Below are 24,305 nucleotides of genomic sequence, written 5' to 3'. Positions count from 1 at the left end.
TGCTCTATGTTAAGGAACAAGGCCAATTTTGCATGCTTGCTTAACGTAGACGCCCTCTATGTGAAGGAACAAGGCCATTTTTGCGCGCTTCCTTAACGTAGACGCCCTCTATGTTCAGGAACAAGACAATTTTTCCATGCTTTCTTAACGTAGACAGCCTCTATGTAAAGGAACGAGGCCAATTTTGCATGCTTTCTTAACGTAGACATGCTCTATGTGAAGGAACGAGGCCAATTTTTCATGCTTTCTTAACGTAGACGGCCTCTATGTGAAGGAACAAGGCCAATTTTTCATGCTTTCTTAACGTAGACGCCCTCTATGTTAAGGAACAATGCCATTTTCGCACGCTTCCTTAACGTAGACAAGTCAAGTCCAGGTTATTGTGTAAATTTATGGGCAAATGTTTTCAACCACCCCTTCATTTTTTCGGCTTAACTTCCATGGATTTTTTTCTTCATCTCCGGGAAGGGATGTCAAATGCCTTTCAATTTGACATCCCTTCCCGGAGATGAAATCATCCATGATGGAAGTTAAGCTGAAAATGCTGCTAACTATTCTTTCCCATAAGTGACTTCCTCTTCGAGTATTCTGTATCTTGATACTGCATTAAAACGGCACCAACCAAACGAAAAGCAGATTGGGTATTAGGAAAAATGCGAATGACCCTTTCCCTTCTACGAACCTCTTGGTTAAGCCGCTCGAGGGAATTAGTACTCCGTATGTGCATACGAATATTCTCAGGAAAGTTCATGTATTGGATAGTATCTTCAAAACCTTCATCTAAAATGGCCAGGGCTTTTTCAAATCTTGCTTCTGTACCAAATTTGTTTATTAATTCATCTTTAAACTTGCGTATGTCCTCAATCGTAACGGCCTCAAACACGCGCTTAATCATCACCCGGATTTCTGCAGTATCTTTTTTGGGCAGTTTTTCAATGATATTGCGTTTAAAATGAACATTGCACCTTTGCCAAGCAGTGCCAATGAATTCCCGTTGTATTGCTTTCTGAAGGCCCATGTGAGCATCGGAAATAACGAGTTTTGGTGATTGGAGTCCACGTGATTTAAGTTGTTTAAAAAATGAACTCCAACTCTCCAAACTTTCTGCATGGTCAACGCTTAAACCCAGTATTTCACGTGTATTCTTCTCTGTAATGGCAGTCGCAATATAAACAGCCTTTGATATGACCTTATGGTGCTCCCGTACTTTTATATACATGGCGTCCACAAACACATAAGGGTAGTAGGTTGTATTCAACGGTCTCTCGGCCCAAGCATTCACAATGGGATCCAGTTTTTGCGTAAGGGAAGAGACAAACGACTTGGATACATTCTTACCGCAAAGCTGTTCTACGACATTTGTGACCTTACGGGTAGAGACGCCATTGATGACCATCTCCAACATAGAAAGGACGAAAGCTTGGTCACATCTGGCATACTTTTCAAATAAGGTAGTTGAGAATTCGCCATTACGTGTCCGGGGAACTTTTAATGTAACATTGCCGATGCTCATCAACAGCTCGCGTTCATAGTAACCGTTCCGGTAATCCCGGCGTTCAACAGCGCGTTCATAAGGGCTCGTTTTTAAATAGTCATCCCTTTCCTTTTCCATAAACTCGTTTAACACGAGGACAACCGCTGATTTAATTACCGCGTCAAGATCGGAAGTCATGATGGCTTCTTTTAAAACATCCAAATTTAAGTTAAACTGTAAGTGAGTCATTTTATCTCCTCTTTTCATTAGTTTATCGTCGTTGAAAACAGTGTTGCCAAGAGTTGATAAAATGACTCCTTCTTTTTACACAATTATACGGACTTAATCCGTAGACATGCTCTATGTGAAGGAACGAGGCCAATTTTTCATGCTTTCTTAACGTAGACGGCCTCTATGTGAAGGAACAAGGCCAATTTTTCATGCTTTCTTAACGTAGACGCCCTCTATGTTAAGGAACAATGCCATTTTCGCACGCTTCCTTAACATAGACATGCTCTATGTGAAGGAACGAGGCCAATTTCGCACGCTTCCTTAACGTAGACATGCTCTATGTGAAGGAACGAGGCCAATTTTTCATGCTTCCTTAACGTAGACATGCTCTATGTAAAGGAACGAGGCAATTTTTTCACGCTTTCTTAACGTAGACATGCTTCATGCGAAGGAATGAGGCCAATTTTTCATGCTTTCTTAACGTAGACGCCCTCTATGTTCAGGAACAAGACAATTTTTCCATGCTTCCTTAACGTAGATAGCCTCTATGTAAAGGAACAACGCCAATTTCGCACGCTTCCTTAACGTAGACTAATAAACGGAGAGCTGGCTATTGAAAACACAGGGCGAATGATTATATTTTGGAAATGGAGGAATAGATTTTGAGCATAGAAAACTACGAAAAGGCAAAACAACTAATCTATCAAAATGAAAAAATCGCAGACTTTGTAGGTGGCCGGAATAACCATTTAATTTTTATGGCTGAGAAAAAGCTTGGATTAACATTTTCCAATTTATATAGGGACTTTTTATTATCCTTTGGAGCAGGGAATTTCGGGTCTCAAGAGATATACGGAATCATTAAGGAGGACTTTGAAAACTCTTCAGTGCCCGATGCAATTTGGTATACCTTAACAGAAAGAAAGGAAAGTGACCTTCCTATGCATCTTCTTGTTATTTATGACACTGGGGGGGACGAGCTTTTTTGTCTCGACTTTAATCATGTTGGAAATAATAAAGAGCCAAAAGTGGTATCGTTTATTCCTGGAATAAGTTTAGAAAATCAGCAATACAAAATCATCGCAAATGACTTTGGAGATTTCTTATTAGATCTCGTCCAACAAGAAATATAGAATCCCTCTTTTTTCGACGGACAAAAAAAGGTGTTGCTGGAAGTAATTCTATAGATAAAACTGTTATCAGTGCAGATGGAATAGATGGCGGATGACGGTTAGTTTGATATTGCCACTTAGAGCTTTTTACAGGGTTGGGATAAACGTGCTTTTTTCTTCTGATAATAAGGTCTACTTGCAGCGTCTCGTTCGTCCTCTAAAAAATATGAAAAAACGAAAAGATATTGGTGGGGATATAAAAACTGGTATACACACGCACAAACAAAATCTTATATTAAAGACCTATTCAGCAAGCATAGCCGCAGGTGGTACTGCAGGTGGGCTGAGTGCATTAGGCTTTGTGCCAGGGGCATTTGTTGGAGCTGTAGCTGGAACTTACTGGCAATTATTGGCGTCTAGGATGGACGCTCATGATAAGGGGAAAGGTGTTACAGTCTCAGTCACTTGGGCTTTAATCTTTTCAGTAAAAACAAGATAAAGAGAAGAAATTATGTCCCTTTTTATTTGGATGATGATGTTTTTATTGCTAATTATTTCACTTAGGAAAAAACATTATAAATGGACAAAATTCAAGGTTATGATTACTGTTATTGTCGGATTTGCTTTAATGTTTTCTATAACGTTCTTTATATTGAGGTACTAAAAAGCAGGAAAAGGATTTTCATACCCTGGAAATCCTTTTAGCTATTTCCTTTTTCTAGTGGATGTGTGTATAAATGAACGATACTTTCTATGTAGAGAACCTGGATCTGGTATCGGGCGAATAATTGCAATGAATGATCATTTGGTGGGCCCTTATATACAGCGGCTACCTGCAGATCACTTACAAACTAAAAAAAGGCAGCGGGTATTTGCTGCCTTTTTGGGATTGCAGGCCGGGGGCGGAAATAGGGCTTGCTGCATAAGCAAAATTCCTAGATTTGGCAAGGTTGCTGACAGCTTTGGCAACCATTTAATGCAAGGGATTTACAACCATTTCAGGGAAAAGCTTGCACTCGAAAGCCGATTCAACGGATGGAGAAGATAAAATCACCCATTTTCGCAAAAGAATTCCTCTATATTTTGAGACAGAGCTTGCAGAGAAAATCAGAATCGGATTCGTTCAGCAAGCCCTAAATGGGATACGTTCAACTGTACCGGGCGTTAATACACCCGGTCTCCGTTAAAAATGGAACTTTTTACAACGACATAGTCCACTTTCCGAATGTCCGCCAGTTTGTTACCGCCGGCATAGGAAATGGCAGATTGCAAGTCCTCTTCCATTTCTTTCAGCGTATCCTGAAGCGGACCTCTGTATTCCACGTACATTTTTTTCCCTTCGACGTTTTTGCGTTCCCCTTTTTGAAACTCCGATGCCGACCCGAAATACTCTTTGTAAAGTTTTCCGTCCATTTCAATCGTTTCACCCGGGGATTCTTCGTGCCCGGCGAAAAGGGAGCCGATCATTACCATTGTCGCCCCGAACCGGACCGATTTGGCAATATCACCGTGCGTGCGGATTCCGCCGTCCGCAATAATCGGTTTGCTTGCCGCCTTTGCACACCAGCGCAATGCCGCCAGTTGCCAGCCCCCTGTTCCGAACCCGGTTTTAATTTTTGTAATGCATACTTTTCCTGGCCCGATGCCGACTTTTGTGGCGTCTGCCCCGGCATGTTCCAATTCCCGGACGGCTTCAGGCGTGCCGACATTTCCGGCAATGACAAAGGTTTCCGGCAAGTGCTTTTTGATATGATGGATCATATCAATCACGGCATTCGAATGGCCATGTGCAATGTCAATTGTTATATATTCCGGCTCCAGATTTCTTGCGGCCAGTTCTTCGATAAACGCATATTCTTCCGGCTTGACGCCTGTGCTGATAGAAGCATAAAGCCCGCGCTCCTTCATCTCCTTCACAAACGAAAGCCGTTTTTCCGGCTGAAAACGGTGCATGATGTAAAAATATCCGTTTTCCGCAAGGTAGACTGCGATTTTTTCATCTATGATGGTTTGCATATTGGCCGGCACAACAGGCAATCTGAATTTCCGCCCGCCCAATTCCACACTTGTATCACATTCCGAGCGGCTATTTACAATGCATTTTTCCGGAATTAGCTGAATATCTTCATAATCAAACACTGTATCCATGGATTTACACTCCTAAAAACGAATATTATTTGAATATAACTCAATAAATGTTCGTACATTGGTACTTTACCTGATTTTTTTACAATTGTCAAAGGTTTTCATCATGATACCGGCGATCAGCATGAATGATAAAAAAATAAAATATTACTTGACAGGTCGGAATAGTGGAATTAAAATGAATTTAACCTTTCAAACGGGCAAGCAACATTTAAGCGGATACTGATGTGGAAAGACAATTGAAATATTTTGAAGCCGGCCGGTCAACCGAAGGCTCCTCACTTTATTTAAAAGATGAGGGGCCTTTTTTGCGGCCTTTTACCAACTAAATAAATCGGAATGATAGGAAAGGGGGCGGTGCCCATGTGTACCTCCTACATAATGCTATAAAACAAGAAAGGAGAGAGGGAAATGTTAAAGAAACGAAAGCGACTGGTGTCGGTCCATTTGCTGCTGATCACCGCCATTTTTTTACTCATCAGCGGATGCAGCAGTGGGAAAAAGGATACAGCAGCGGCAAAATCGGGCGAAAAAGGCGGCAAAGTGGTCCGGATTGGCTATCAGAAATTCGGAACCTTAAACATTTTAAAAGCGAAAGGAACACTTGAAAAAGCACTGAAACCGCTCGGATATTCCGTAAAATGGACGGAATTTCCCGGCGGCCCGCAGCTTTTGGAAGCGTTGAATGCGGGGAGTCTAGACTTTGGCCATACGGGGGAAGCACCGCCCATTTTTGCTCAGGCAGCAGGGGCGCCGCTCGTATATTTTGCCGATTCGGCCAGCAATCCAAAAGGGGAAGCCATCATTGTCCCGAAAAATTCCAACATTCATAGCCTCAAAGATTTAAAAGGCAAGAAAATCGCGTTGAACAAAGGGTCGAATGTCCATTATTTGCTTGTACGGGCATTGGAGAAAGCCGGCATTCCCTATAGCAGCATCCATCCGGTTTTTCTCGCGCCCGCCGATGCGCGCACTGCATTTGAAAAAGGGGATGTCGATGCGTGGGTGATCTGGGATCCGTTTTTGGCTGATGCACAGCTGGCAACGAAAGCCCGCACTATCGCGGATGGCACCGGCCTTGTCGCGAACCGGGAATTCTTCCTGGCAGCAAAGCCGTTTGCGCAAAACCATACGGACGTTCTCAATGTAATTTTCAAGCAACTTGAGAAAACAGATCAATGGGTGGAAAAAAATCCGAAGCAGGCGGCCGAATTCCTGGCACCGCAGATTGGAATGGATAAGAAATCATTGGAACTGACGCTTAGCCGCAAAAACTTCGGCACTGAGAAAATCACAACTCAAACGCTGAAAGACCAGCAGCAAATCGCAAATGAATTTTACAAACTGAAGTTAATTCCGAAACCAATCAAAGTGAAAGAAGCATTTTTATCCAAATAAAGGGGGAATAAAGGTTGAACGTATTTTGGTTTATACCGACACATGGCGATTCGCGCTACCTGGGGGTAACAACCGGCGGGCGGGCCGTCACTTTCAACTATTTAAAGCAAGTGGCACAGGCTGTCGACCACCTCGGCTACACTGGGGCTTTGCTCCCAACCGGAAGATCTTGCGAAGATGCATGGGTGACGGCCTCGAGCCTGATTCCGGTTACTTCAAAAATGAAGTTTCTCGTTGCGGTCCGGCCCGGGATCATGTCTCCATCGCAGGCAGCGAGAATGGCCGCAACATTTGACCGGTTTTCTGAAGGCCGGCTGCTCATCAATGTTGTCACAGGGGGAGATCCGGTTGAACTGGCCGGGGACGGTCTCCACCTCAGCCACCGCGAACGTTATGAACTGACCGATGAATTTCTGACCATCTGGCGGAACTTGCTCGAAAACAGGGAAGCGGATTTTACAGGCAAATATTTAAACGTAAAAGGGAGCAAACTGCTTTACCCAACGGTGCAGCAGCCTTATCCGCCACTTTATTTCGGCGGGTCGTCAGAAATCGGGCAGGAAGTGGCGGCAAAACATGTCGATGTCTATTTGACCTGGGGCGAGCCGCCGGAAAAAGTAAAGGAAAAAATCGATCATGTCAAAAAACTGGCGTCAGCACAAGGAAGGACAGTGCGTTTCGGGATTCGGCTCCATGTCATTGTGAGGGAAACAGAAGACGAGGCATGGGATGCAGCCAATGACTTGATCCGGTATGTTGATGATGAACTCATCCATGCGTCCCAAAAGATTTTTTCACGGTTTGACTCGGTCGGCCAGCAACGGATGACATCTCTTCACAACGGCAGCCGGGACAATCTTGAAATTAGCCCGAACCTTTGGGCCGGCGTTGGGCTCGTGCGCGGCGGGGCGGGAACGGCGCTTGTAGGGAGCCCGGAAATTGTCGCAGAAAGAATGAAGGAATATGCAGAGCTTGGCATTGAAACGTTCATTTTATCCGGTTATCCGCATCTTGAAGAAGCGTACCGGACGGCTGAGCTGTTGTTCCCATACCTTCCGCTTGAACAGCCTGATGCCCCCGTTTCCAATGTCATCAGCCCGTTCGGCGAGATTGTGGCGAACGATGCACTGCCGAAAGTATTAAAGTAAGGAGGCCGATCTGATGTTAAAAAAACGCGTCATGCCGTGGGTGGTGCCGGTTTGCCTGCTGTTTGCCTGGCAGCTTGCAAGTTCTGCTGGCATCTTGCCACCCAATGTGCTCCCAAGCCCTGTTGCCGTTGTAAAAGCGGCTTGGGGTCTCACACAATCCGGACAGCTTTTCGATTATATCGGCGCAAGCACAAAACGGGCACTGATCGGATTTTTGGTTGGCGGCGGAATCGGATTTGGACTCGGGTTGTTTACCGGGCTGTCCACAAAAGCGGAAAGCCTGCTCGACAGTACCGTGCAAATGATCCGAAACGTTCCCCACCTTGCCCTAATTCCGATTGTCATTTTATGGTTCGGGATCGGGGAAGAAGCGAAGCTGTTTCTCGTTGCGCTCGGCACCTTTTTTCCAATCTATTTAAATACGTTCCATGGCATCCGCTCGGTGGACAGAGCGCTGATTGAAATGGGAGAAGTTTACGGGCTGAAAGGGACGGCACTTTTTTGGCATATGATCCTGCCGGGGGCGCTTCCTTCCATTTTGGTCGGTGTGCGCTATGCGCTCGGGGTCACATGGGTAACCCTGATTGTGGCCGAAACGATTGCATCCAACTCCGGCATTGGCTATATGGCCATGAACGCCCGCGAGTTCATGCAGCTTGATGTTGTCGTTTTGAGCATTGTCTTATATGCCCTTCTTGGAAAACTGTCCGACTGGCTGGCAAAAATCGCAGAACAACGATTGTTAAAGTGGCACCCGTCATATCAAAAATAAAGGAGGAGGAAACGATGCCGAAAGAAAAGGCGTTTGCTGTAGAGATTGAGGGGCTGGAGAAATCATTCGGCAGCCATCGCATCCTGCGCCATCTTCATTTAAAAATAAGAAAAGGGGAATTTGTTGCGATTGTTGGGAGGAGCGGATGCGGCAAAAGTACGCTTCTCAGGCTGCTTTCAGGACTTGAAGCGGCAAGCGGCGGAAAAATCCTTATAAACGGGGCGCCTTTATCCGGCAGAAACGGATCGGCAAAAATGATGTTTCAGGACGGCCGCCTGCTCCCATGGAAAACCGTGCTTCAAAATGTCGGGCTTGGCCTTGCGGGCGACTGGAAGAACAAGGCACTTGAAATGCTTGGAAAAGTCGGGCTGGAAGGGCGTGCAAATGATTGGCCTTCGTCTTTATCCGGCGGCCAGAAACAAAGGGTGGCACTGGCGAGGGCATTAATCCATGAGCCGGACATCCTTCTCCTCGATGAACCGCTTGGGGCGCTCGATGCATTAACCCGGATTGAAATGCATGCGCTGATCCAGTCGCTTTGGCTTGAAAAACATTTTACGGCCATATTGGTGACACATGACGTGGAAGAAGCAGTCGCCCTCGCTGATCGGGTTGTGTTAATCGAAGAGGGGGAAATTGCGATGGATTATCCGGTAAAACTTCCTTATCCACGGAAAAGGGACCACGCCCTCTTTTCAGCAACAACCAATCATATTTTAAACCGCATTTTAGGGAACAACGGCCATCAGCTGTTGCACGCAATGAAAAATTAAGGAAGAATTGGGGGATTCATATGGCGGAAAAAGTGGTACTGCTGAACGGGAGCCCTTCTGCGTATACGAGATTAAATGGGATCCGTGATTATATCAGGGCCGGGTTAAGGGGGCACGGGTACGAACCGGAGCTCATCAATATTCGGGAACTTCCGGCCGGCGATTTAATGAATGCCCGGCAAAGCCCGCCCATCACCAGGGCATTAAGAAAAGTAGAAGAAGGCGATACGGTAATCATTTTGACACCGGTCTATAAAGCGTCTTATTCCGGATTGCTCAAGACATTTCTGGATCTTTTGCCGCAAAATGGCTTATCCGGCAAGCAGGTGCTGCCACTCGCCATGGGCGGTACATTCGGCCACTTGCTCGCGCTCGATTACGCCTTGAAACCGGTTTTGGCCTCACTCGGGACAACGTGCATAGAAAAAGGGGTGTTTATTCTCGACCAACAAGTGAAAAAAAGGGATGGACTCTATGAACTCGACCGGCAAGCAGCTGACCGCCTGAATGCTGCTTTAAAAACATTGTTTCCGCAAACTTCAATATCTTTGTACTCATAAACAAATCCGGCATTTGGACGATATCCAAATGCCGGCATTCGTGTCGTACGAAAAACGGGGAAAGCGATAACCGGAGTACCGGCGCCCGTCATCCCATCTTTTGGTTGGGAAGTGCCGCTTTTTTCTTTTCCAGTGCAAACCGGACTTTCTCGGTTGTTTCGATCTGTGTGATGTTCCCTTCATGGATCGAAATGACCACTGTTCCAAACTCCAGTTTTTGCAATGATTCCATAATGCGGGCGATTTTTGTTTCATCAATATGAGCCATTTTTCACTACCCCCAAAAATAAATTTCGTGTGTGCCTGGTGGTCCGGCCGGCAATTCGGATGATCCAAAAAAGAAAGGCCCCCTTCAAGAAAGTTAAGAAGAGGGCGCACTCCTTAACTTATCTTCCAAGCTTGACGCTTGCTGGAATTAGCACAGTATTCCCAAAAAGAATCTGTTGCTGAGGTTTCCTCGGGCCAGTCCCTCCCCCTCTCTTGATAAGTTGTATAGCAAGAAAATAATTTGTTAAAACTATGATAAATAATATTATTCCGATTTGTCAACTTATATTTTCAACATTTCGGTTTACTCGAAGGGCAGGTAAGTGAAAAAATGGGAAGACACTCCATCATCTCATTGTACACGGTGAAATGAACATCTAGAGAGAGGTATTCCAATTGCTGGATGATGAAAGGATACAAAGAGTTGTTTTTCGGGAAAAACCGTTCCGGATAGGGTATGATAAAAAGAAAAAGTGTGTTAAGGGTGTGAGATTGTGCCAGAGACAGATGTATCCAAGTTTGAGAAGAAAATCGAGGTGCGGAACATCCGGTTCGAAGACATTGATGATATTATGGCATTGTCGAAAAAATGTTTTCCGGGGATGGAGCCGTGGAAACGCGAGCAGCTCGAGAGCCATATCCGGATTTTTCCGGAAGGGCAGTTTTGCGTGGAATACGAAGGGAAAGTTGTCGGTTCCTGCTCCAGCTTAATTGTCAATTTCGATGAATACGAGGATCAGCATACATGGGATACGATCACCGCGAACGGCTATATTACCAACCATAATCCGCACGGGCTCAACCTGTACGGCATTGAAGTGATGATCGACCCGGAATACCGGCGCATGAAGTTCGGGCATCGATTGTATGAGGCACGGAAAGAGCTTTGCCGGAAAATGAACCTTCAAAGCATCATCATTGGCGGCCGGATTCCGAATTACAGCAAATATAAAGACAAAATGACCCCGCGCGAATACGTGGAAGAGGTTGAGATGCACAATATATATGACCCGGTTCTTTCCTTCCAGCTGCTTGAAGGGTTCCAGATTATGCGGATCAACAGGCAGTATTTGCCGGATGATACAGCATCCGCTTCATTTGCAACGCTTATGGAATGGCATAACGTTGATTATTTGCCGAAGTCCCGCCGTGTCTATCATGCTTCGTTCCCGGTTAGGATTACAGCAATCCAATATATGATGAAAAAAATTGATTCCTTCGATGATTTTGTCAGACAGGTGGAATATTATGTCGATGTGGCAGCGGATTTCGGTTCTGATTTTGCCGTTTTTCCGGAAATTTTCACCACGCAGCTGATGTCCTACCTGGAGGAAAAGCGTCCTGACCAGGCAGTGCGCCGGCTTTCCGAGTACACAGACCAATATATTGAACTGTTTACAGAGCTTGCCGTGCGCTACAATGTCAACATTATCGGCGGGTCCCATTTTGTGGAAGAAGACGGGGGCATTTACAATGTCGCCTTTTTGTTCCGGCGCGACGGGACGATCGAAAGGCAGACCAAACTCCATATTACGCCAAATGAGCGGAAATGGTGGGGGATCGCGGAAGGAAACGAACTCAATGTATTTGATACGGATTGCGGGAAAATTGCGATTCTGATTTGCTATGATATCGAGTTTCCGGAGCTGGCCCGTGTCGCTGTCGACTACGGCGCGAACATTATTTTTGTCCCGTTTTGCACGGACGACCGCCAAGCCTATTTGCGCGTCCGCTACTGTGCGCAGGCGCGGGCCATTGAAAACCAGGTGTACACCTGTATTGCGGGAACAGTCGGAAACCTGACCCACGTGGAAAACATGGATATCCAGTATGCCCAGTCCGGCATTTTTTCCCCCTCCGATTTTGGTTTTGCCCGCGACGGCATTGTCGGGGAATGCGATCCCAATGTCGATACCGTCGTTGTCGGCGATGTCGATCTTGAGAAACTGCGCCGCAACCGCAACAGCGGCTCCGTCCGGCAACTGGCCGACCGGAGAAGAGATTTGTATCAGATTAAAATCAACAGCAAATCATAATAAGGGAAGCGAAAAAGGTGCTTAAGGGATAAGCACCTTTTTCATTTAAAAAAAGCTAGACCGAAGAAAAGAGAATATAATGGATGAATCAGATCAGTTTGATTGCGCTGGATTACAGAGGACAGAAAAAAAGACTGTTAAAAGCATTTCTATCGGTATCACTATAAAGTAAAATGATAAGTAAATGGAATCGGGAGGGGAAAAGATGGAGAAAGAAATATGGAAGAAAATATTTAGTACCATTCCAGATGATGAACTAGCAAATTTAATCAGGATTTGGAAAATAAGTATAAGAGGCTTTCGGCATATCACTAGTAAAGATATTACGAGAATAAGGGCATTGGTGACCAGGGAGTGTCTGAAGGAGAGTAACTTAAAAAAGATTCAGGACTTTTATAAGATAGTAGCAGCAAAAGACGAAGACGATGTAAGAGATAAAACAGTACATGAATTATTCAAGTTGTATCAGGACGGAAAAACTTTGCATTTGATTCTCGGAGCGCTCTACTCCAGTCCTGAGGACCGTCATCATGAACGGGCGAAACAATTCGAGGAGCTGGTTTGCAAGAAAAATGGTCTCTCCAGTTTGGACGAACTAAGAGTTTTAACTGAAAAAACAGAACCACCAAAGCAAGAAGATGAACATGATTCAGCACATTGGCAGAAAAAGTGGCAAAAATCACAGAAAAAAAATCAGGAATTACAGAAAAGTATTAAGAAGTGTGAATTGCTCCTGTCCCACTTAAAAAAAGACTGGAAGGCAGAGAAACAATCATGGAAAAAGGAAAAAGAACAACTTCAGCAAGAATTGGGAAACGAAAGAACACAGAAGAATAGGCTCAATGAGTGGAAAAAAACATCTGAGGCGGAAATGCAGCGGTTAAAAGATGAGATTCAGAAACTCAAATTGGAAATTTCACACTTAAACGCGTTGCTGTTGAACACGAATAAAGAAGTGGCTGCCGCAGTCCAAACGGATGAGCGGGTTGAATCTAAACCGTCTGAAAGTACAGCGGCTGCCCGGCAAATTTATATTATAGGAGATCCGAAAAATAAGTTGATTGATGAGTCCGAAAATCCATTATTTCATACGATTGAGGCAAATAAGTTCAAAGAGGCAGTACAAACCGGGGAGCTGGAGGATGCAGACGAAATTTGGATGATGGCCTACCTTGTTCCGCCATGGCTCAAAAAGAAGATAAAAAATGTTTATACACAAAAAGTAAGAGAGTTTAAAGATTTTCCATCCGTCAAGAAATACATTGAAAGAGGGATTAAATAATGGGAGTAAAAGTATGGGAAAATGACATGATTGGTGTATTGGCAGAATCGGATCCTTTCGATTTATCGAACCGAGACACCATCATCATCAATAAACAGGATTGCCTTCAATTCTTTATTAAAATTATTTCACAACCTGCAGCAAGTTTTCCAAATGTGAAAACGGTAACCGGATTTTATTCCGATTTGGAAAGATGGGGTTTTGAGGATGATTATCGCCTAACTGACTTTGAACGGAAAGACCGGTTAAGAGAATGGCTGGAAGACCGTTTGTTTGTGTTTAAGGTAGAAAAAAGATTGCGTTATAATCACGAAGAAGTATTTAATGCAATCGATGTCCGGATCATTCCGAAATTGCCGAGTTTCCACACTGACCTGCGGTTAATTCCTGTTCCGGTTTTCAACAAGGAAGCGCATCACATAGATAAAGACGAGTTTTTATTCAGATTATACAACAAAAAATTCGTTGGAAAAGTGGAAAATTTGTCTCATGAGCCAGATGACACGCCTTCATTGGTGATGTGGCGAGAAGAAGGCGAAGAAGATGACCATTTTTCGGTTTTTGGTGAAATTGACCACCACCAGCACGCGCATGGCGGTTTTAACTTTGAAATCCACGGCGAATTAAAAGAAGTTGGGCTGACACCTGAATGGATTGAAGAATGCTATTTTAGTGATGAGATTCCAAACATTGTCTTTGTTCCGCTTGAACTTTACAAAAAACTGACCACCCTTGTGGAGCAGGCTGTCCCGTTAAACCTGGAAAAGTTAGAAAAAGAGGAAGCAAATCCGGCAATTGAACAGACCAACAAAGTGCAGGAGGATCCCAAAAAGATACCTAATGTGCAAATGCAAGCTGAAGCAGCAGCAACTCTACAGGTAGAAGGGATTCAAACACCGGATCCGGATTTAACACCTTATAATGCCAAAGAAAATGAATTCTTGGACAACCTGTTTACCACGACGAGGGATTTTGGGTTTGTATATGAGAAAAAAGACTTGATCAATTTTCATACGTGCATGAAGTCCTCCTCCCTTGTCATTCTTTCGGGAATGAGTGGCACCGGCAAAACGAAATTGGTGGAACTTTACAGCCATGCGCTGGGATTAAAAGGGATTCAATATACGCTCATACCGGTGAGCCCTTCATGGACGTCAGATTCAGATCTAATTGGTTATGCGGATACCCTCCATATGGTGTACCGTCCGGGGGATTCAGGATTGATCAATGCCTTAAGAAAAGCAGAAGATGAAAAGGATAAATTGTTTATTATTTGTTTTGATGAAATGAACCTGGCTCGTGTTGAACATTATTTTTCACAGTTTCTTTCTATTCTGGAAATGGATCATGGAAAAAGAGTGCTGCGGTTGTATAATGACGATTTGGAAAGCCGACTCTATAATTCCGCTCAGTATCCGCCAACGATTGCGATACGTGAAAATGTATTATTTGTCGGCACGGTGAATGTGGATGAATCGACGTATCACTTTTCAGATAAGGTACTGGACCGGGCGAATGTGCTGTCGCTCGAAATTATGCCTTTCGAACATATGAAAAAGCTGCCGGAAAGGAAAAAAATCCTTGCGCTTGGTACAGAAGAAGTAGATTTTGAGACGTATACATCATTTAAAGCGGATAGACGAAATGTAGCCCTTATGGATGAAGAACTGAAATTCCTTTGGAACGTTCACCAGGCGTTACACGACGCAAATAAACAAATCGGAGTCGGCCCGCGGATTGTAAAGCAAATAGATGCGTATTTGGCCAATTTGCCTGTCCAGGATGTGCTTACGAGAGAGCAGGCATTTGATCTTCAAATGGTGCAGCGGATTCTCACGAAACTCAGGGGTTCCGAGGATCAGCTTCGTGAGCTTGCGGGAGTTTATGATAAGGAAACAGGGGAAGTAAACGGCAGTATACTATTAAATCTGTTTGATCAACATCAACAAGTCTCTGACTTCGAAAAGAGCCGTGAAATTGTGAAACAAAAAGCGAAAGAGTTGAAATTAAATGGATACACAATCTAATACAGGCTTCTCGGTTGTATTTACACATATATACCAGGATGGAACACGGGAAGAGAAAGTGCTCACTCCCTTTGTAGAGAACCTCTATGAGTGGGATGAAGGCAAACACGGCTATTTAATTTTACGGGAATATATCCCTCTGGAGTTATCTTTTACTAGCACGGACGATGGTGCGAAGTGTTATATGGATGGCTTTGATATCCTGCTAAATGCAGGATTGCCGGTAGACGGGGAAGGAAAGCCTTACCTCGCAGCCGGCCAGCAAGTGACACTATTTAAGTATCACTCAAATGAAGAATATTATCCTTACATTCCGGGTATATACTGTGTAACCATACATACCAGAGGAAAAAAATACTATTCGCTCGTAAAAGTCATTTCAAATAGGCTGACAGAAGACCAGTTGAGTACAATGAGGAAAGAAGTAGAAGACCAGTTAAGAGGCTTGGCGCTCGATGTCGTCCGGAAACAGCATGTAAACATGAAGTTTGAAAACATGCCGATTGATCCGAATTTGTTCCGGCAATTTAATACGCTGAACAGTTACTTTTCAGATGTATCCGCCATTGTATCTGATCTTGCAAAGCGGGTGCGGTATACTTTAAAAAAGGAATATCGGCTTCAGCCAATTGAGCGGCCGTCCCAAATCGACGAAGTTTCCATCCGTTATCGTTTAAAGCATCCGGAATCAGCGGATGAACTATTGTCATTGAAAAAAAGAATCAATTATGACCTGCCTGAAAACAGGATGCTCAAAATGATCATCGAAAAATGGGTCAAACTGTTGGACCATTTTATCGCTGCACTCGACACCTGCATCGGGCAGCTGGAAAACAACACGAACAGTGCATTTTCATCCTATACGCCTTATGAAAAAAGAAAATTGTTTTTAAAAGAGCTGGGACAGTACCGTGATAGAGCTGCACAAATGAAGGGCGCCCTAAATGTATTGAAGACGTGCCATTGGTATCATGAAATTGCAAATCAGCATCCTCTGTCGACACCTAATAAAATGCTTGAAGATATTCGATACAGGAAAATATGGCAGGTTAGCCGGATCTTGGACTCTGAAGAAGTGAATTTTTCCCTGCATCCGGCTTGGCGGTATCAATGGAAAAGAACAGACCAATTATATGAGATATGGGGCTACCTGCAAGTTCTCTCCCATTTCTGCGGAAGCACATATGACTTTGAAAAAAGATCCGGTTGGATTTTCGAACCTGACGGATGGAATTCTGGCAATTTGTTTGTAATTCCGACAATCCCTAAAGGTACCACTGTTTCATTATTAAGAGGGGATCTCCGGCTGCAAATTGTATACGACGGGAAAATTCCAAGTGATATGGAAAAAACAGATCCTGCTGATTTTCCGGTCTATACGACGAGTACCAATAATAACCCCGATATCAGAGTAGATGTATTTATTGGGGGCATTTTTATCGGTGCGATTTTAATGGACTTAAAGTATCGAAAGAAAACAGCACTTAGTGATACAATGAAACAATTGATCAGTTATGCGGATAATGTGAGGTCACCGTATATTTATCGAAAAAAACGCTGGCAAAGAATACGCCCGGTGCATCAAGTGCTGGTGTTTTACCCAGAAAAAGGAGGAGCGGGTGAAGCTGAGCCGTTAAGCGAGAAAAGCATTAGCCTGATACCGTTGACGCCAGCGACAGACCAGAAAGTATTTGTAGAAACCATAAGATCATTAATTGAGGACATGATTCTGGCGGCAGAGGATGAAGGAATTGTGTTGTTAGACTAAGCTGTTTTTCAGGAAACAGCAGCTAATCATCATTAGAGTATGGCCAGCCCGGAAAATCTTTTTCCGGGCTGGTTGTTTAGTGCGCTGTGATGGTGATTCGAAGAGCAAGGTATATAAGTTTTCTGGATTATTATTTGTCTGTACGGTTTTAAACTTTAGAACCGCCGTGTACGGAACCGTACGCACGGTGGTGTGAGAGGTCGGCTAATCAAATAATGATTAGCCTCCTACTCGATTGATTCAGGCGATCTTCAGTACGGCCATCAGACTGGTCATCAGTACAATGCTGATCAAAATGGACAAAGAGTTCAACGTGCTGGACATGGCGACATTGCCGCCGCATTTCTGGGTAAATGCCGTGCAGACGGCGGAAATCGGCGCAAACGCGATAATCACGAGCACGAGCCGGACCTCAAGCGGCAGCGGTAGCAAGAAATAAAAGAATACTGCAAACAGGATGGCCATTCCGTAACGGATGATGACGGCTTTTAAGATGCTTGCAACTTGGCTTTTTTCGAGCCGGAGTTCGAAACCGATCCCGATCATCAGCATGGCCAGAAAGCCGTTTGCCTGCCCGACGATTCCGGTAAATGCAGTCACACCTGCCGGCAATGTAATATGCAAAAGCGACAGCACGAGCATGATCAGATAGGTATCCATCGGTATAGATGAAAACATTTTTTTCAGGTAAGATGCCGCATTTGTTCTTTCATTGTTGGCAACGGCGGAAGCGATCGAATAGGTGCCGCCCGTGCATAAAACCGAATTGCCGGCATCGAACAGGCAGGTTGCCACTACGCCAACGGGCCCCAGGAAATTTTGTACATAGGGGAGTGTAAAACAGCCAATATTATAACCGGAATAATTGATCATGTTAAAGGCTTTTTCCGTATGGGTACGGCGCCAGGAAACGATATAGCCGGTTGCAATCATTACCAGATTGCAAATGACGCCGATTGCGACAAGCATCAGCAGCGAAGTTTCTAAAGAGAGCTTTTCAAAATTTGTAATCACGGCGCATGGCAATGTAATATTCAAAACCATGCGGGAAACCAGCTGAAAATCATTCGGCTTAAAAAATCCGACCCGCTTCAAAATGTAGCCGAGCACAATGATCAAAATAAACGAAGCGGCTTTTGTCAACACAACACCCACATTTTTCCCAGCTTTCTTTTTGATCTAATTTCATTAAAAAACAATGAGAAAGAAACGGCAAGGAAAATTTTTGGCAACAACTTTTTTTCGGGTAATGTGCCGGTTCTTTTTTTTCCTTAAAATAAGGATGGAAAAAGAACTCTTGGATCCAGGGATGGGAGCGGGCGATTAAAAAGGATTTGTAAATTCAATTTGTGAAAACTATATAAAGTGTTGATCTTGCATGTCTATTGTGATCCCGGCAACGCATATAAAAAGTCCTCTTTGGCGATGTGAAGGATCTCGAAACGGGGATCCGGACCAAACCAAGAGGACCATTTTTTGAGAATCTTTTTGTAAGAAGAGGGACTTGCGGCTATTCATGTGAGCAGAAAAACGGGAAATTTACTTTTTCAAGAATTCAACATCTGCCCTTGTGTCAAGCAAATCACGATTGAGGACATCCAGTTTTTTGTCAATTTTTCTGACCTGTTCTTTAATTTCTTTTTGGCCTTCTTCTAAAGCCGCCGTTCTCGTTTCCAGCGCCTCCATTCTGCTTTCCAGCGCACTCATTCTGCTTTTCAGCGCACTCATCCGTTCGGACAGATTTTTTTCCACGGATTTGATTTGGTCCGATAGTTCATGGATGGCCTGCAAAATCACATTCTGGTCAATTCCTTTATCCACTTTTTCACCTCCCTCATACGACAAATTATACGATATTTTTTGCCATGGGTCTATGGAAAACAAATGCCTGGAAAAATTGGCTTCAGGCTGCTCATATGAATCGTACGCCGGTATTGAAGAGGGTATATTAAATTTAGGATGAGAGATCCTGATCATTTATTTCTTCACAAATGAGATCACATATGGTAAAAGCATGGAGGCAAGGACAGGAAATGGTTTTACATCCTGTCTAAAAAGTCATTAACGGAAATGATGAATTAGCTGGAATCTATGCAGGAAATAAATGTATTAAAACTAAAAGGTGATTAAAATGATAAAGTCTGGATTATACGCAAAATATAATGGGATCGAATATAAGGTAACAAGCGATATGGATGGCCGCGTTATGATTTACACAGAAGATAAAAGTAAGGTTGATTCTACGTTTTACGATCTGACGGGACATGGCGGCATATACAAGAAAAAAGTTAACCCTAAAGAACTTGTTAACTGCGAAAGTATTACCACATATGGAGTCATAGAAGGAGAAAAAGTTCAAATCCTTCAAGAAAAAGACGACCAGTTTCAGGTAGGTACGGGCTCTTTGTTCATTGGTGAAAAACTGCAACTGAAAAGAGTAGAAAGGGATTCCTGGATCGGCTGGATTTCTAAAAGTAGGGTAAAGATAATAGAAGAAAGGCGTCCAGTAAACCCGGAAAAATTATAAAAACTTTATATCGAGAGACTAACCGGTATTTTAGTGAATTAAAGCATTAAAAAATAAAGTTTTATTAAGTGAAAGAAAAAATCAGCTTCAAACCCGAAACAAAAATCAGCGGTTAAGATAAAGCTGATGACGAAAATGAAAATGAATGACTGGAAATTAATGCCTTTTTTTGTGATGCATCCCCGAATGAAGGTCAAGTTGTGATTAAAAATGAGGCGGGGAAATGGACGGTTTTTACTTATAATGAGAGAACTTCAAAAGCCGGCGAGAAAATGTATAATAACGAAAGCGATGCTCTAGAAGAATTTATAAAAAGATTAAGAGAAGATAAATGAGTAAGGAAATACTGTGTAAGGTCTATCCAAATAGCACCACGCCTCTGCTCAAATTATAACTTATTTAAAGGTACTGGATCATATCTGCTCAGTGATTCTGCATGATCGCTACGTCTTTTTTTGCTTTTGTCCAAATATATTAATAAAGGGACCGGTGTGCTATGCTGTTTTTTCCGTTCCTGAAATGGATTGGCAAAGGCAGGGGTGACGTGTTTTTGTGATTTTAAAAATTTTTTTGCTCAACCTGATTAGTGATCTGGATAATCTTCTTATTATTACAACGGTGGTTCGAAAGTATGGCTACGAGCCAAAACAGCTGTTTTTTAATATCGTTGTATGTCTAACGGTCAGCCGTACGATTTATGTTGCGATGATTCAGTATTTAACAGGGATCCCGGGATTTCGAGTGCTCGCGGGCATGATTCTCCTCTACATCGCTTTCTGTTTTGTGAGCTCCATCCAGCCTGATTCCGAGGCAAGGCCCGTTCCAAGCATCCCGGCCGCCAAAATGCTATTGATTGTGCTTGCGGCTGATATGCTTGTCTGTATGGACAGCGTTTTGATCACGTCCGGCATCTCCACCAATTTGCTGTCCACGATGGCTGGCATGGCCTTAAGCTTAACGACCGTACTCGCTTTCTTCGAGTTTTTTTCTGAAATACTGGACAAAATTTCATGGGTGCAGATTGTTGCCGGCGGTTTGATTACACATGTTGCAATCACCGGCATCTTTAAAGATCCGATGATGAAATACCCTGTGAGCTTACTGGAAAAAGTTTGGGGATTTCAATTGCACGAATGGATCAATTTCATTGCGCTGGATACCGCCATCTTTCTGATATTAATCGGGTTCATGATTAAGGCAAGAAATAGGGCCTGATTAGTTTTCCGAAAGCGGGCCAGCTGCCGGGATGCACGAACGTCCGGACCGGCAGCAAACAGCCCGGTGCGTTTGCAGCTATATACTGGATTGGAGTCCCGTAAGCCGGGCAAATCTTAGAGTCTCATATAACAATGAAAAGTCCCCTGGTTCGTGGGAAAGATTCCGCTCACGAACCGGGGGCTTGTTTCGTTGCGGGGATTTTTTGCAAATAAGCTTCCTTGTGGTGTTTTCCTTGGGAAGTTCGTTCGAAATAGTAACAATTTTACAAAACGTAAAGGATTCTGCTGAATGATTTGATATTTTGGCTAATGCATTACGGATCAAAACAAGCTAATATGAATTTATACAAATTAGAAAATTCATTAAAATGGACAATCGGAATGGTTGATAACTTTCCTTCCACACTTTTCAGGATGAGCAGGAAGTGATTGAAAAAGCGAATCGTACGCGATACGGCCTTGCTGCTTACTGCTATACAAACGACCTGGGCAGAGGGCTTCGCATGATGAACGAACTGGAATACGGCATTGTTGGAATCAATGATGCCGCTCCTGTAACCGTTCAGGGTCCTTTTGGGGGATATAAGGAAAGCGGCATTGGCCGGGAAGGAGGGAAGTCCGGCATCCTCGAATACTTGGAAGAAAAGTATGTTTCCATCCGGATGATGTAAAGGGAGGGATCAAATTACCACAAAAATAAAACGCTTACAATACGCTGCTGGAAGATGATGGCCGTAGCAAATGAATGGGATTGTCCCACAATTTACCATAAAACATTGAAGGGTTACAATGAAAAAACCATTTGGACTCAGAGATGATGTGACGGTTCGTTCCATTGCAGAAAAAGGTAATGCCTATTTTTTCTTAATTGTGTTCATTGCAGTCCTGCCGGCATTCTTGGAAGGATTTGACGGGAATTTGTTTGGTTTTGCGTCACCCTATATTGTTGAAAATGCCCATGCGTCTGTCGCTTCACTCGGACTCTTGATTACCGGAAGTGCCATTGGTCTGACATTGTTCAGCCTTGCCGGCGGATTTCTGTTCGATAAATTTTCCGTGAAAAATACCATTTTAATATCCGTTTCCATCTTCTCTGTGTTTACATTTTTAAGTGGTTTTTCGCATAATTTGACGATGCTGATGATTGCAAGAATTTTGGATGGAATTGGGGTTGGCATGTTTCAACCGGCAATCGTCGCCTTTTTAGGGGACATTTTCCCGGAGAAGCGCGGGAAAGCAACGGCAGCTTTTGCCATTTCCTACGGGGCGGGCATATTTATTGCTCCGTATGTCGTTTCCCCGTTCCTGCCAAACATCACTATTCCCTTTGCCATTGTTGGGATATTATCTGCTTTATCGGTACTCGGTTGTTATTTGTTTATCCCAAAAACGTATAAAAGACTGGAAAAGCAAAAGGTTGAATTTAAAGGCGTATTAAACCGAAATGTCAACCTCATTTCGCTGTCAACCCTGTTTTACGGTGTGGCCCAGTTTGCGTTTATCGGCTTCATTTCACAATATTTACTCAAGGTGTTACATCTTCCACCGGGACAAGCAGCTGTGATTTCCTCCATCTATGGCATTTCCGGTTTAATTTGTTCAATGCCGCTTGGGATGCTGGCTGACAGGATTGGAAGAAAACATGTATTCAGGCTTACCGGGCTGCTTCTTTTCATCGGCGGCGCAGGCATTTTCAGTGTAGGGAGCCATGTGCTGGCGCTCAGTATATTGATGTTTGTGTTTGGCGCAGGTAGTTATTTCCCGGGCATTGCCTCCGCAATAGGGCAAGATTCTGTCAAAGAACATGTCACCGGCACGGTAACCGGATATATTTTCTTCATTTTTGGCATTGGCCAGATTTTCGGCGGGCCCCTGTTTTCTTTCCTGCTGCCGCTCGGTTTTATGAAAGCCGGTTTGATTGCGCTCGGCGTGCCAAGCCTGTTGTGCTTTTTACTCACGCTCTTCACAAACAGCGGGATGCAAAGAGCTTTGCAGACTGAAAAAGACAGTCTTGATTACAATTCATTGACAAATACCCAGATTGGAGTGGAAAAAATTGATTAATCCGAAAGCACTATCATCCGGTTTTGAATTAAGCCAAAAAAATACAGATGAACTATGGCGCTGGTCGGCTGCTGAACTGGCGTATGCCATCCGGACAAAACAGATTTCCTCGCGTGAAGCGGTCATGAGCTGTCTTAAAAGAATTGAAGAAGTCAACCCAAAAGTCAATGCGTTAGTAGAAGTGCTGGCTGAAGGTGCGCTTCGGGCGGCGGATGCTTCGGACCGGTCCGTATTAAAAGGGGAAGAGCTCGGCCCGCTTCATGGGGTGCCGGTTGCGACCAAAATCAATACTGATCAGGCAGGCCATGTCACGACAGACGGTGTCGTTGCCTTTCAACATAACGTGGCGACAGACGACAGCCCCCCGGTCGCCCACTTACGCAAAGCAGGTACTGTTTTCGTTGGAAGGAGCAATGTCCCTTCATTCAGCCTGAGGTGGGTTTCCAATAATGACTTGCATGGCAGCACATTAAATCCGTGGGATCCCACCCGGACACCCGGCGGTTCAAGCGGCGGGGCAGCATCGGCGGTGGCATGCGGGATGGCGCCGATTGCACAGGGGAACGATATCGGCGGCTCGATCCGGTATCCGGCATATGCATGCGGCATTACAGGTATCCGGCCTACGATCGGTCGGGTTGCAACAGGTGTCAACCTTCCAAATGGAGATCCGCCCTTATCTCTCCAAATGAAAGTAACAGAAGGACCGCTGGCACGGAATGTTGCCGATTTACGATTGGCGCTTTCTGTGATGTCGGCATACGATCCGAGCGATCCGGTCCACGCAAATGTTCCGTTAACCGGCGAACCGCTCAAAAAACAGATCCGTGTCGGGCTGCTCCGCGATCCAGGCGTGGTAAAACCGGATCCGGCTGTCAATCAGGCTTTGAACGAGGCGGCTGCGTATTTAAATGACGCCGGCTATGTGGTAGAAGAAGTAGATTTGCCTTTGTTTGCCGAAGCTTATAAACTCTGGTACCTGCTCGTGCTAGAAGACTTGACCGATCTCTGGCCGGCTATTAAACAATTTGGGGATGAAGGGGCAAGGTTAAATCTGCAATATAATTACGAGGTTTCGAGACAATGGTGGGGAGAAGTCACACTTGAAAAATACCGAACAGGATATGCGCGGAGAGGGACGCTGATTATTGCATTACAGAAATTTATGGAACAATATCCGATCCTGCTCCTTCCTGTTTCGGCAGAGCAGGCGTTCAAACAAAATGAAGATATTGAAAGTGTCGACAGCAACGCGCGGCTCATGGCGGCGCAGTGGCCGATGATGTCCATTGCTTTACTCGGCTTTCCGGCCATTTCAGTCCCGACATCTGTAAGCGGCGGGTTGCCGGCCGGGGTTCAAATTGTTGGAAGGCGGTTCCGGGAAGACACGATTTTAGATGCTGCAGAAATCATTGAATCTCGGGCAAATATCCAAGTGCCAATCGACCCGCTCTTTCATTGATTCTTGTTTTTTTATCGTGATTTTCTATAGGCAGCTGAAAGA

The 24,305-nt window shown here is 44.3% G+C and carries 22 protein-coding genes, 1 pseudogene and 1 riboswitch; of the genes and pseudogenes, 18 read left to right on the top strand and 5 right to left on the bottom strand.

Annotated features, from left to right (window positions below; all coding sequences use genetic code 11):
- Positions 1 to 547: 547 nt before the first annotated feature.
- Positions 548 to 1,723, bottom strand: coding sequence for an IS256 family transposase (locus tag OF158_RS15280; RefSeq protein WP_017551449.1), 1,176 nt, complete (start codon positions 1,721 to 1,723; stop codon positions 548 to 550).
- Between the two features lie 644 nt (positions 1,724 to 2,367).
- On the opposite strand from OF158_RS15280, the gene OF158_RS15275 reads away from it, so the two are divergent.
- The 3 genes from OF158_RS15275 (at position 2,368) to OF158_RS15265 (ending at position 3,865) form a co-directional block, all read left to right on the top strand.
- On the top strand, positions 2,368 to 2,838 hold the full coding sequence (locus OF158_RS15275; RefSeq protein WP_014096982.1) for an SMI1/KNR4 family protein: 471 nt from the start codon (positions 2,368 to 2,370) through the stop codon (positions 2,836 to 2,838).
- Between the two features lie 91 nt (positions 2,839 to 2,929).
- Positions 2,930 to 3,316 carry a hypothetical protein gene (locus OF158_RS15270; RefSeq protein ID WP_014096983.1) on the top strand — a complete coding sequence of 129 codons (387 nt, stop codon included), beginning with the start codon at positions 2,930 to 2,932 and terminating at the stop codon, positions 3,314 to 3,316.
- A 294-nt stretch (positions 3,317 to 3,610) separates the two neighbouring features.
- A complete protein-coding gene (locus OF158_RS15265) occupies positions 3,611 to 3,865 on the top strand; it encodes a hypothetical protein (RefSeq protein WP_017552292.1) in 255 nt (84 codons plus the stop codon).
- A gap of 116 nt (positions 3,866 to 3,981) precedes the next feature.
- Here the strand turns inward: OF158_RS15265 and guaC are convergent, their stop codons facing one another.
- Positions 3,982 to 4,965 carry a GMP reductase gene (guaC, locus tag OF158_RS15260; RefSeq protein WP_014096984.1) on the bottom strand — a complete coding sequence of 328 codons (984 nt, stop codon included), beginning with the start codon at positions 4,963 to 4,965 and terminating at the stop codon, positions 3,982 to 3,984.
- Between the two features lie 408 nt (positions 4,966 to 5,373).
- Between guaC and OF158_RS15255 the strand changes: the two genes are divergently transcribed.
- Genes OF158_RS15255 through ssuE form a run of 5 tightly spaced genes read left to right on the top strand, consistent with a single transcriptional unit; the run spans position 5,374 to position 9,613 of the window.
- Entirely contained in the window at positions 5,374 to 6,360 is a 987-nt protein-coding gene (locus OF158_RS15255; protein WP_014096985.1) for a sulfonate ABC transporter substrate-binding protein, read from the top strand.
- A 14-nt stretch (positions 6,361 to 6,374) separates the two neighbouring features.
- Positions 6,375 to 7,508, top strand: a complete 1,134-nt coding sequence (gene ssuD, locus OF158_RS15250; protein ID WP_035183396.1) for an FMNH2-dependent alkanesulfonate monooxygenase — start codon at positions 6,375 to 6,377, stop codon at positions 7,506 to 7,508.
- Between the two features lie 13 nt (positions 7,509 to 7,521).
- Complete coding sequence (gene ssuC, locus OF158_RS15245; protein WP_035183398.1) at positions 7,522 to 8,280, top strand: aliphatic sulfonate ABC transporter permease SsuC; 759 nt, start codon at positions 7,522 to 7,524, stop codon at positions 8,278 to 8,280.
- A 14-nt stretch (positions 8,281 to 8,294) separates the two neighbouring features.
- Positions 8,295 to 9,053: an ATP-binding cassette domain-containing protein gene (locus OF158_RS15240; protein ID WP_014096988.1), complete on the top strand. Its 759-nt coding sequence runs from the start codon at positions 8,295 to 8,297 to the stop codon at positions 9,051 to 9,053.
- Positions 9,054 to 9,073: 20 nt separating this feature from the next.
- Positions 9,074 to 9,613 carry an NADPH-dependent FMN reductase gene (gene ssuE / locus OF158_RS15235; RefSeq protein ID WP_014096989.1) on the top strand — a complete coding sequence of 180 codons (540 nt, stop codon included), beginning with the start codon at positions 9,074 to 9,076 and terminating at the stop codon, positions 9,611 to 9,613.
- Between the two features lie 88 nt (positions 9,614 to 9,701).
- Here ssuE and OF158_RS15230 read toward each other — a convergent pair whose 3' ends face one another.
- Positions 9,702 to 9,881: a YezD family protein gene (locus tag OF158_RS15230; protein WP_014096990.1), complete on the bottom strand. Its 180-nt coding sequence runs from the start codon at positions 9,879 to 9,881 to the stop codon at positions 9,702 to 9,704.
- Positions 9,882 to 9,996: 115 nt separating this feature from the next.
- Positions 9,997 to 10,103, bottom strand: a riboswitch (SAM riboswitch).
- A gap of 268 nt (positions 10,104 to 10,371) precedes the next feature.
- Here OF158_RS15230 and OF158_RS15225 point away from each other — a divergent pair.
- The 4 genes from OF158_RS15225 to OF158_RS15210 all read left to right on the top strand — a co-directional run bounded on the left by OF158_RS15225 (position 10,372) and on the right by OF158_RS15210 (position 16,993).
- A complete protein-coding gene (locus tag OF158_RS15225; protein ID WP_088775945.1) occupies positions 10,372 to 11,916 on the top strand; it encodes a bifunctional GNAT family N-acetyltransferase/carbon-nitrogen hydrolase family protein in 1,545 nt (514 codons plus the stop codon).
- A gap of 205 nt (positions 11,917 to 12,121) precedes the next feature.
- Positions 12,122 to 13,198 carry a hypothetical protein gene (locus OF158_RS15220; RefSeq protein ID WP_035183401.1) on the top strand — a complete coding sequence of 359 codons (1,077 nt, stop codon included), beginning with the start codon at positions 12,122 to 12,124 and terminating at the stop codon, positions 13,196 to 13,198.
- Positions 13,198 to 15,225, top strand: a complete 2,028-nt coding sequence (locus OF158_RS15215; RefSeq protein ID WP_052042144.1) for an McrB family protein — start codon at positions 13,198 to 13,200, stop codon at positions 15,223 to 15,225. The genes OF158_RS15220 and OF158_RS15215 overlap by 1 nt, the downstream gene beginning before the upstream one ends.
- On the top strand, positions 15,209 to 16,993 hold the full coding sequence (locus OF158_RS15210; protein ID WP_035183405.1) for a DUF2357 domain-containing protein: 1,785 nt from the start codon (positions 15,209 to 15,211) through the stop codon (positions 16,991 to 16,993). The genes OF158_RS15215 and OF158_RS15210 overlap by 17 nt, the downstream gene beginning before the upstream one ends.
- A gap of 240 nt (positions 16,994 to 17,233) precedes the next feature.
- Here OF158_RS15210 and OF158_RS15205 read toward each other — a convergent pair whose 3' ends face one another.
- The gene (locus OF158_RS15205) at positions 17,234 to 18,148 is read right to left on the bottom strand and encodes an AEC family transporter (RefSeq protein ID WP_014096995.1); all 915 of its coding nucleotides are present in this window, start codon (positions 18,146 to 18,148) and stop codon (positions 17,234 to 17,236) included.
- A gap of 384 nt (positions 18,149 to 18,532) precedes the next feature.
- The gene (locus tag OF158_RS15200) at positions 18,533 to 18,814 is read right to left on the bottom strand and encodes an Atg14 domain-containing protein (RefSeq protein WP_035183407.1); all 282 of its coding nucleotides are present in this window, start codon (positions 18,812 to 18,814) and stop codon (positions 18,533 to 18,535) included.
- A 310-nt stretch (positions 18,815 to 19,124) separates the two neighbouring features.
- On the opposite strand from OF158_RS15200, the gene OF158_RS15195 reads away from it, so the two are divergent.
- The 6 genes and pseudogenes from OF158_RS15195 to OF158_RS15170 all read left to right on the top strand — a co-directional run bounded on the left by OF158_RS15195 (position 19,125) and on the right by OF158_RS15170 (position 24,263).
- Complete coding sequence (locus OF158_RS15195) at positions 19,125 to 19,520, top strand: hypothetical protein (protein WP_026684760.1); 396 nt, start codon at positions 19,125 to 19,127, stop codon at positions 19,518 to 19,520.
- Between the two features lie 149 nt (positions 19,521 to 19,669).
- Positions 19,670 to 19,855 carry an Imm59 family immunity protein gene (locus tag OF158_RS15190; protein WP_063613104.1) on the top strand — a complete coding sequence of 62 codons (186 nt, stop codon included), beginning with the start codon at positions 19,670 to 19,672 and terminating at the stop codon, positions 19,853 to 19,855.
- 217 nt (positions 19,856 to 20,072) lie between these two features.
- The gene (locus OF158_RS15185) at positions 20,073 to 20,735 is read left to right on the top strand and encodes a TerC family protein (RefSeq protein WP_017552301.1); all 663 of its coding nucleotides are present in this window, start codon (positions 20,073 to 20,075) and stop codon (positions 20,733 to 20,735) included.
- Between the two features lie 409 nt (positions 20,736 to 21,144).
- A pseudogene (locus OF158_RS15180) lies at positions 21,145 to 21,408 on the top strand (aldehyde dehydrogenase family protein); the annotation flags it as partial.
- 118 nt (positions 21,409 to 21,526) lie between these two features.
- Positions 21,527 to 22,801, top strand: a complete 1,275-nt coding sequence (locus tag OF158_RS15175; protein ID WP_043052468.1) for an MFS transporter — start codon at positions 21,527 to 21,529, stop codon at positions 22,799 to 22,801.
- Positions 22,794 to 24,263 (top strand): amidase family protein, encoded by a 1,470-nt coding sequence (locus tag OF158_RS15170; protein WP_017552304.1) that lies wholly within the window; start codon positions 22,794 to 22,796, stop codon positions 24,261 to 24,263. Before OF158_RS15175 ends, OF158_RS15170 begins: the two co-directional genes overlap by 8 nt.
- The last annotated feature ends 42 nt before the right edge of the window (positions 24,264 to 24,305 follow it).

Origin of the sequence: Weizmannia sp. WK01 (assembly GCF_025905465.1) — a bacterium.
GTDB classification, from domain to species: Bacteria; Bacillota; Bacilli; order Bacillales; family Bacillaceae_C; genus Weizmannia; species Weizmannia faecalis.
The sequence above is the reverse complement of the archived record's forward strand: the minus strand, read 5'-3'. Positions and strand labels throughout refer to the sequence as shown.

Bases quoted from the DNA above. Each gene is read 5' to 3' on its own strand.
- OF158_RS15175 (WP_043052468.1), top strand. From the start codon at position 21,527: ATGAAAAAACCATTTGGACTCAGAGATGATGTGACGGTTCGTTCCATT.
- ssuC (WP_035183398.1), top strand. From the start codon at position 7,522: ATGTTAAAAAAACGCGTCATGCCGTGGGTGGTGCCGGTTTGCCTGCTG.
- OF158_RS15210 (WP_035183405.1), top strand. From the start codon at position 15,209: ATGGATACACAATCTAATACAGGCTTCTCGGTTGTATTTACACATATA.
- OF158_RS15215 (WP_052042144.1), top strand. From the start codon at position 13,198: ATGGGAGTAAAAGTATGGGAAAATGACATGATTGGTGTATTGGCAGAA.
- OF158_RS15240 (WP_014096988.1), top strand. From the start codon at position 8,295: ATGCCGAAAGAAAAGGCGTTTGCTGTAGAGATTGAGGGGCTGGAGAAA.
- OF158_RS15280 (WP_017551449.1), bottom strand. From the start codon at position 1,723: ATGACTCACTTACAGTTTAACTTAAATTTGGATGTTTTAAAAGAAGCC.
- OF158_RS15220 (WP_035183401.1), top strand. From the start codon at position 12,122: ATGGAGAAAGAAATATGGAAGAAAATATTTAGTACCATTCCAGATGAT.
- OF158_RS15255 (WP_014096985.1), top strand. From the start codon at position 5,374: ATGTTAAAGAAACGAAAGCGACTGGTGTCGGTCCATTTGCTGCTGATC.
- OF158_RS15265 (WP_017552292.1), top strand. From the start codon at position 3,611: ATGAATGATCATTTGGTGGGCCCTTATATACAGCGGCTACCTGCAGAT.
- OF158_RS15195 (WP_026684760.1), top strand. From the start codon at position 19,125: ATGATAAAGTCTGGATTATACGCAAAATATAATGGGATCGAATATAAG.
- OF158_RS15230 (WP_014096990.1), bottom strand. From the start codon at position 9,881: ATGGCTCATATTGATGAAACAAAAATCGCCCGCATTATGGAATCATTG.
- OF158_RS15270 (WP_014096983.1), top strand. From the start codon at position 2,930: ATGACGGTTAGTTTGATATTGCCACTTAGAGCTTTTTACAGGGTTGGG.
- ssuE (WP_014096989.1), top strand. From the start codon at position 9,074: ATGGCGGAAAAAGTGGTACTGCTGAACGGGAGCCCTTCTGCGTATACG.
- guaC (WP_014096984.1), bottom strand. From the start codon at position 4,965: ATGGATACAGTGTTTGATTATGAAGATATTCAGCTAATTCCGGAAAAA.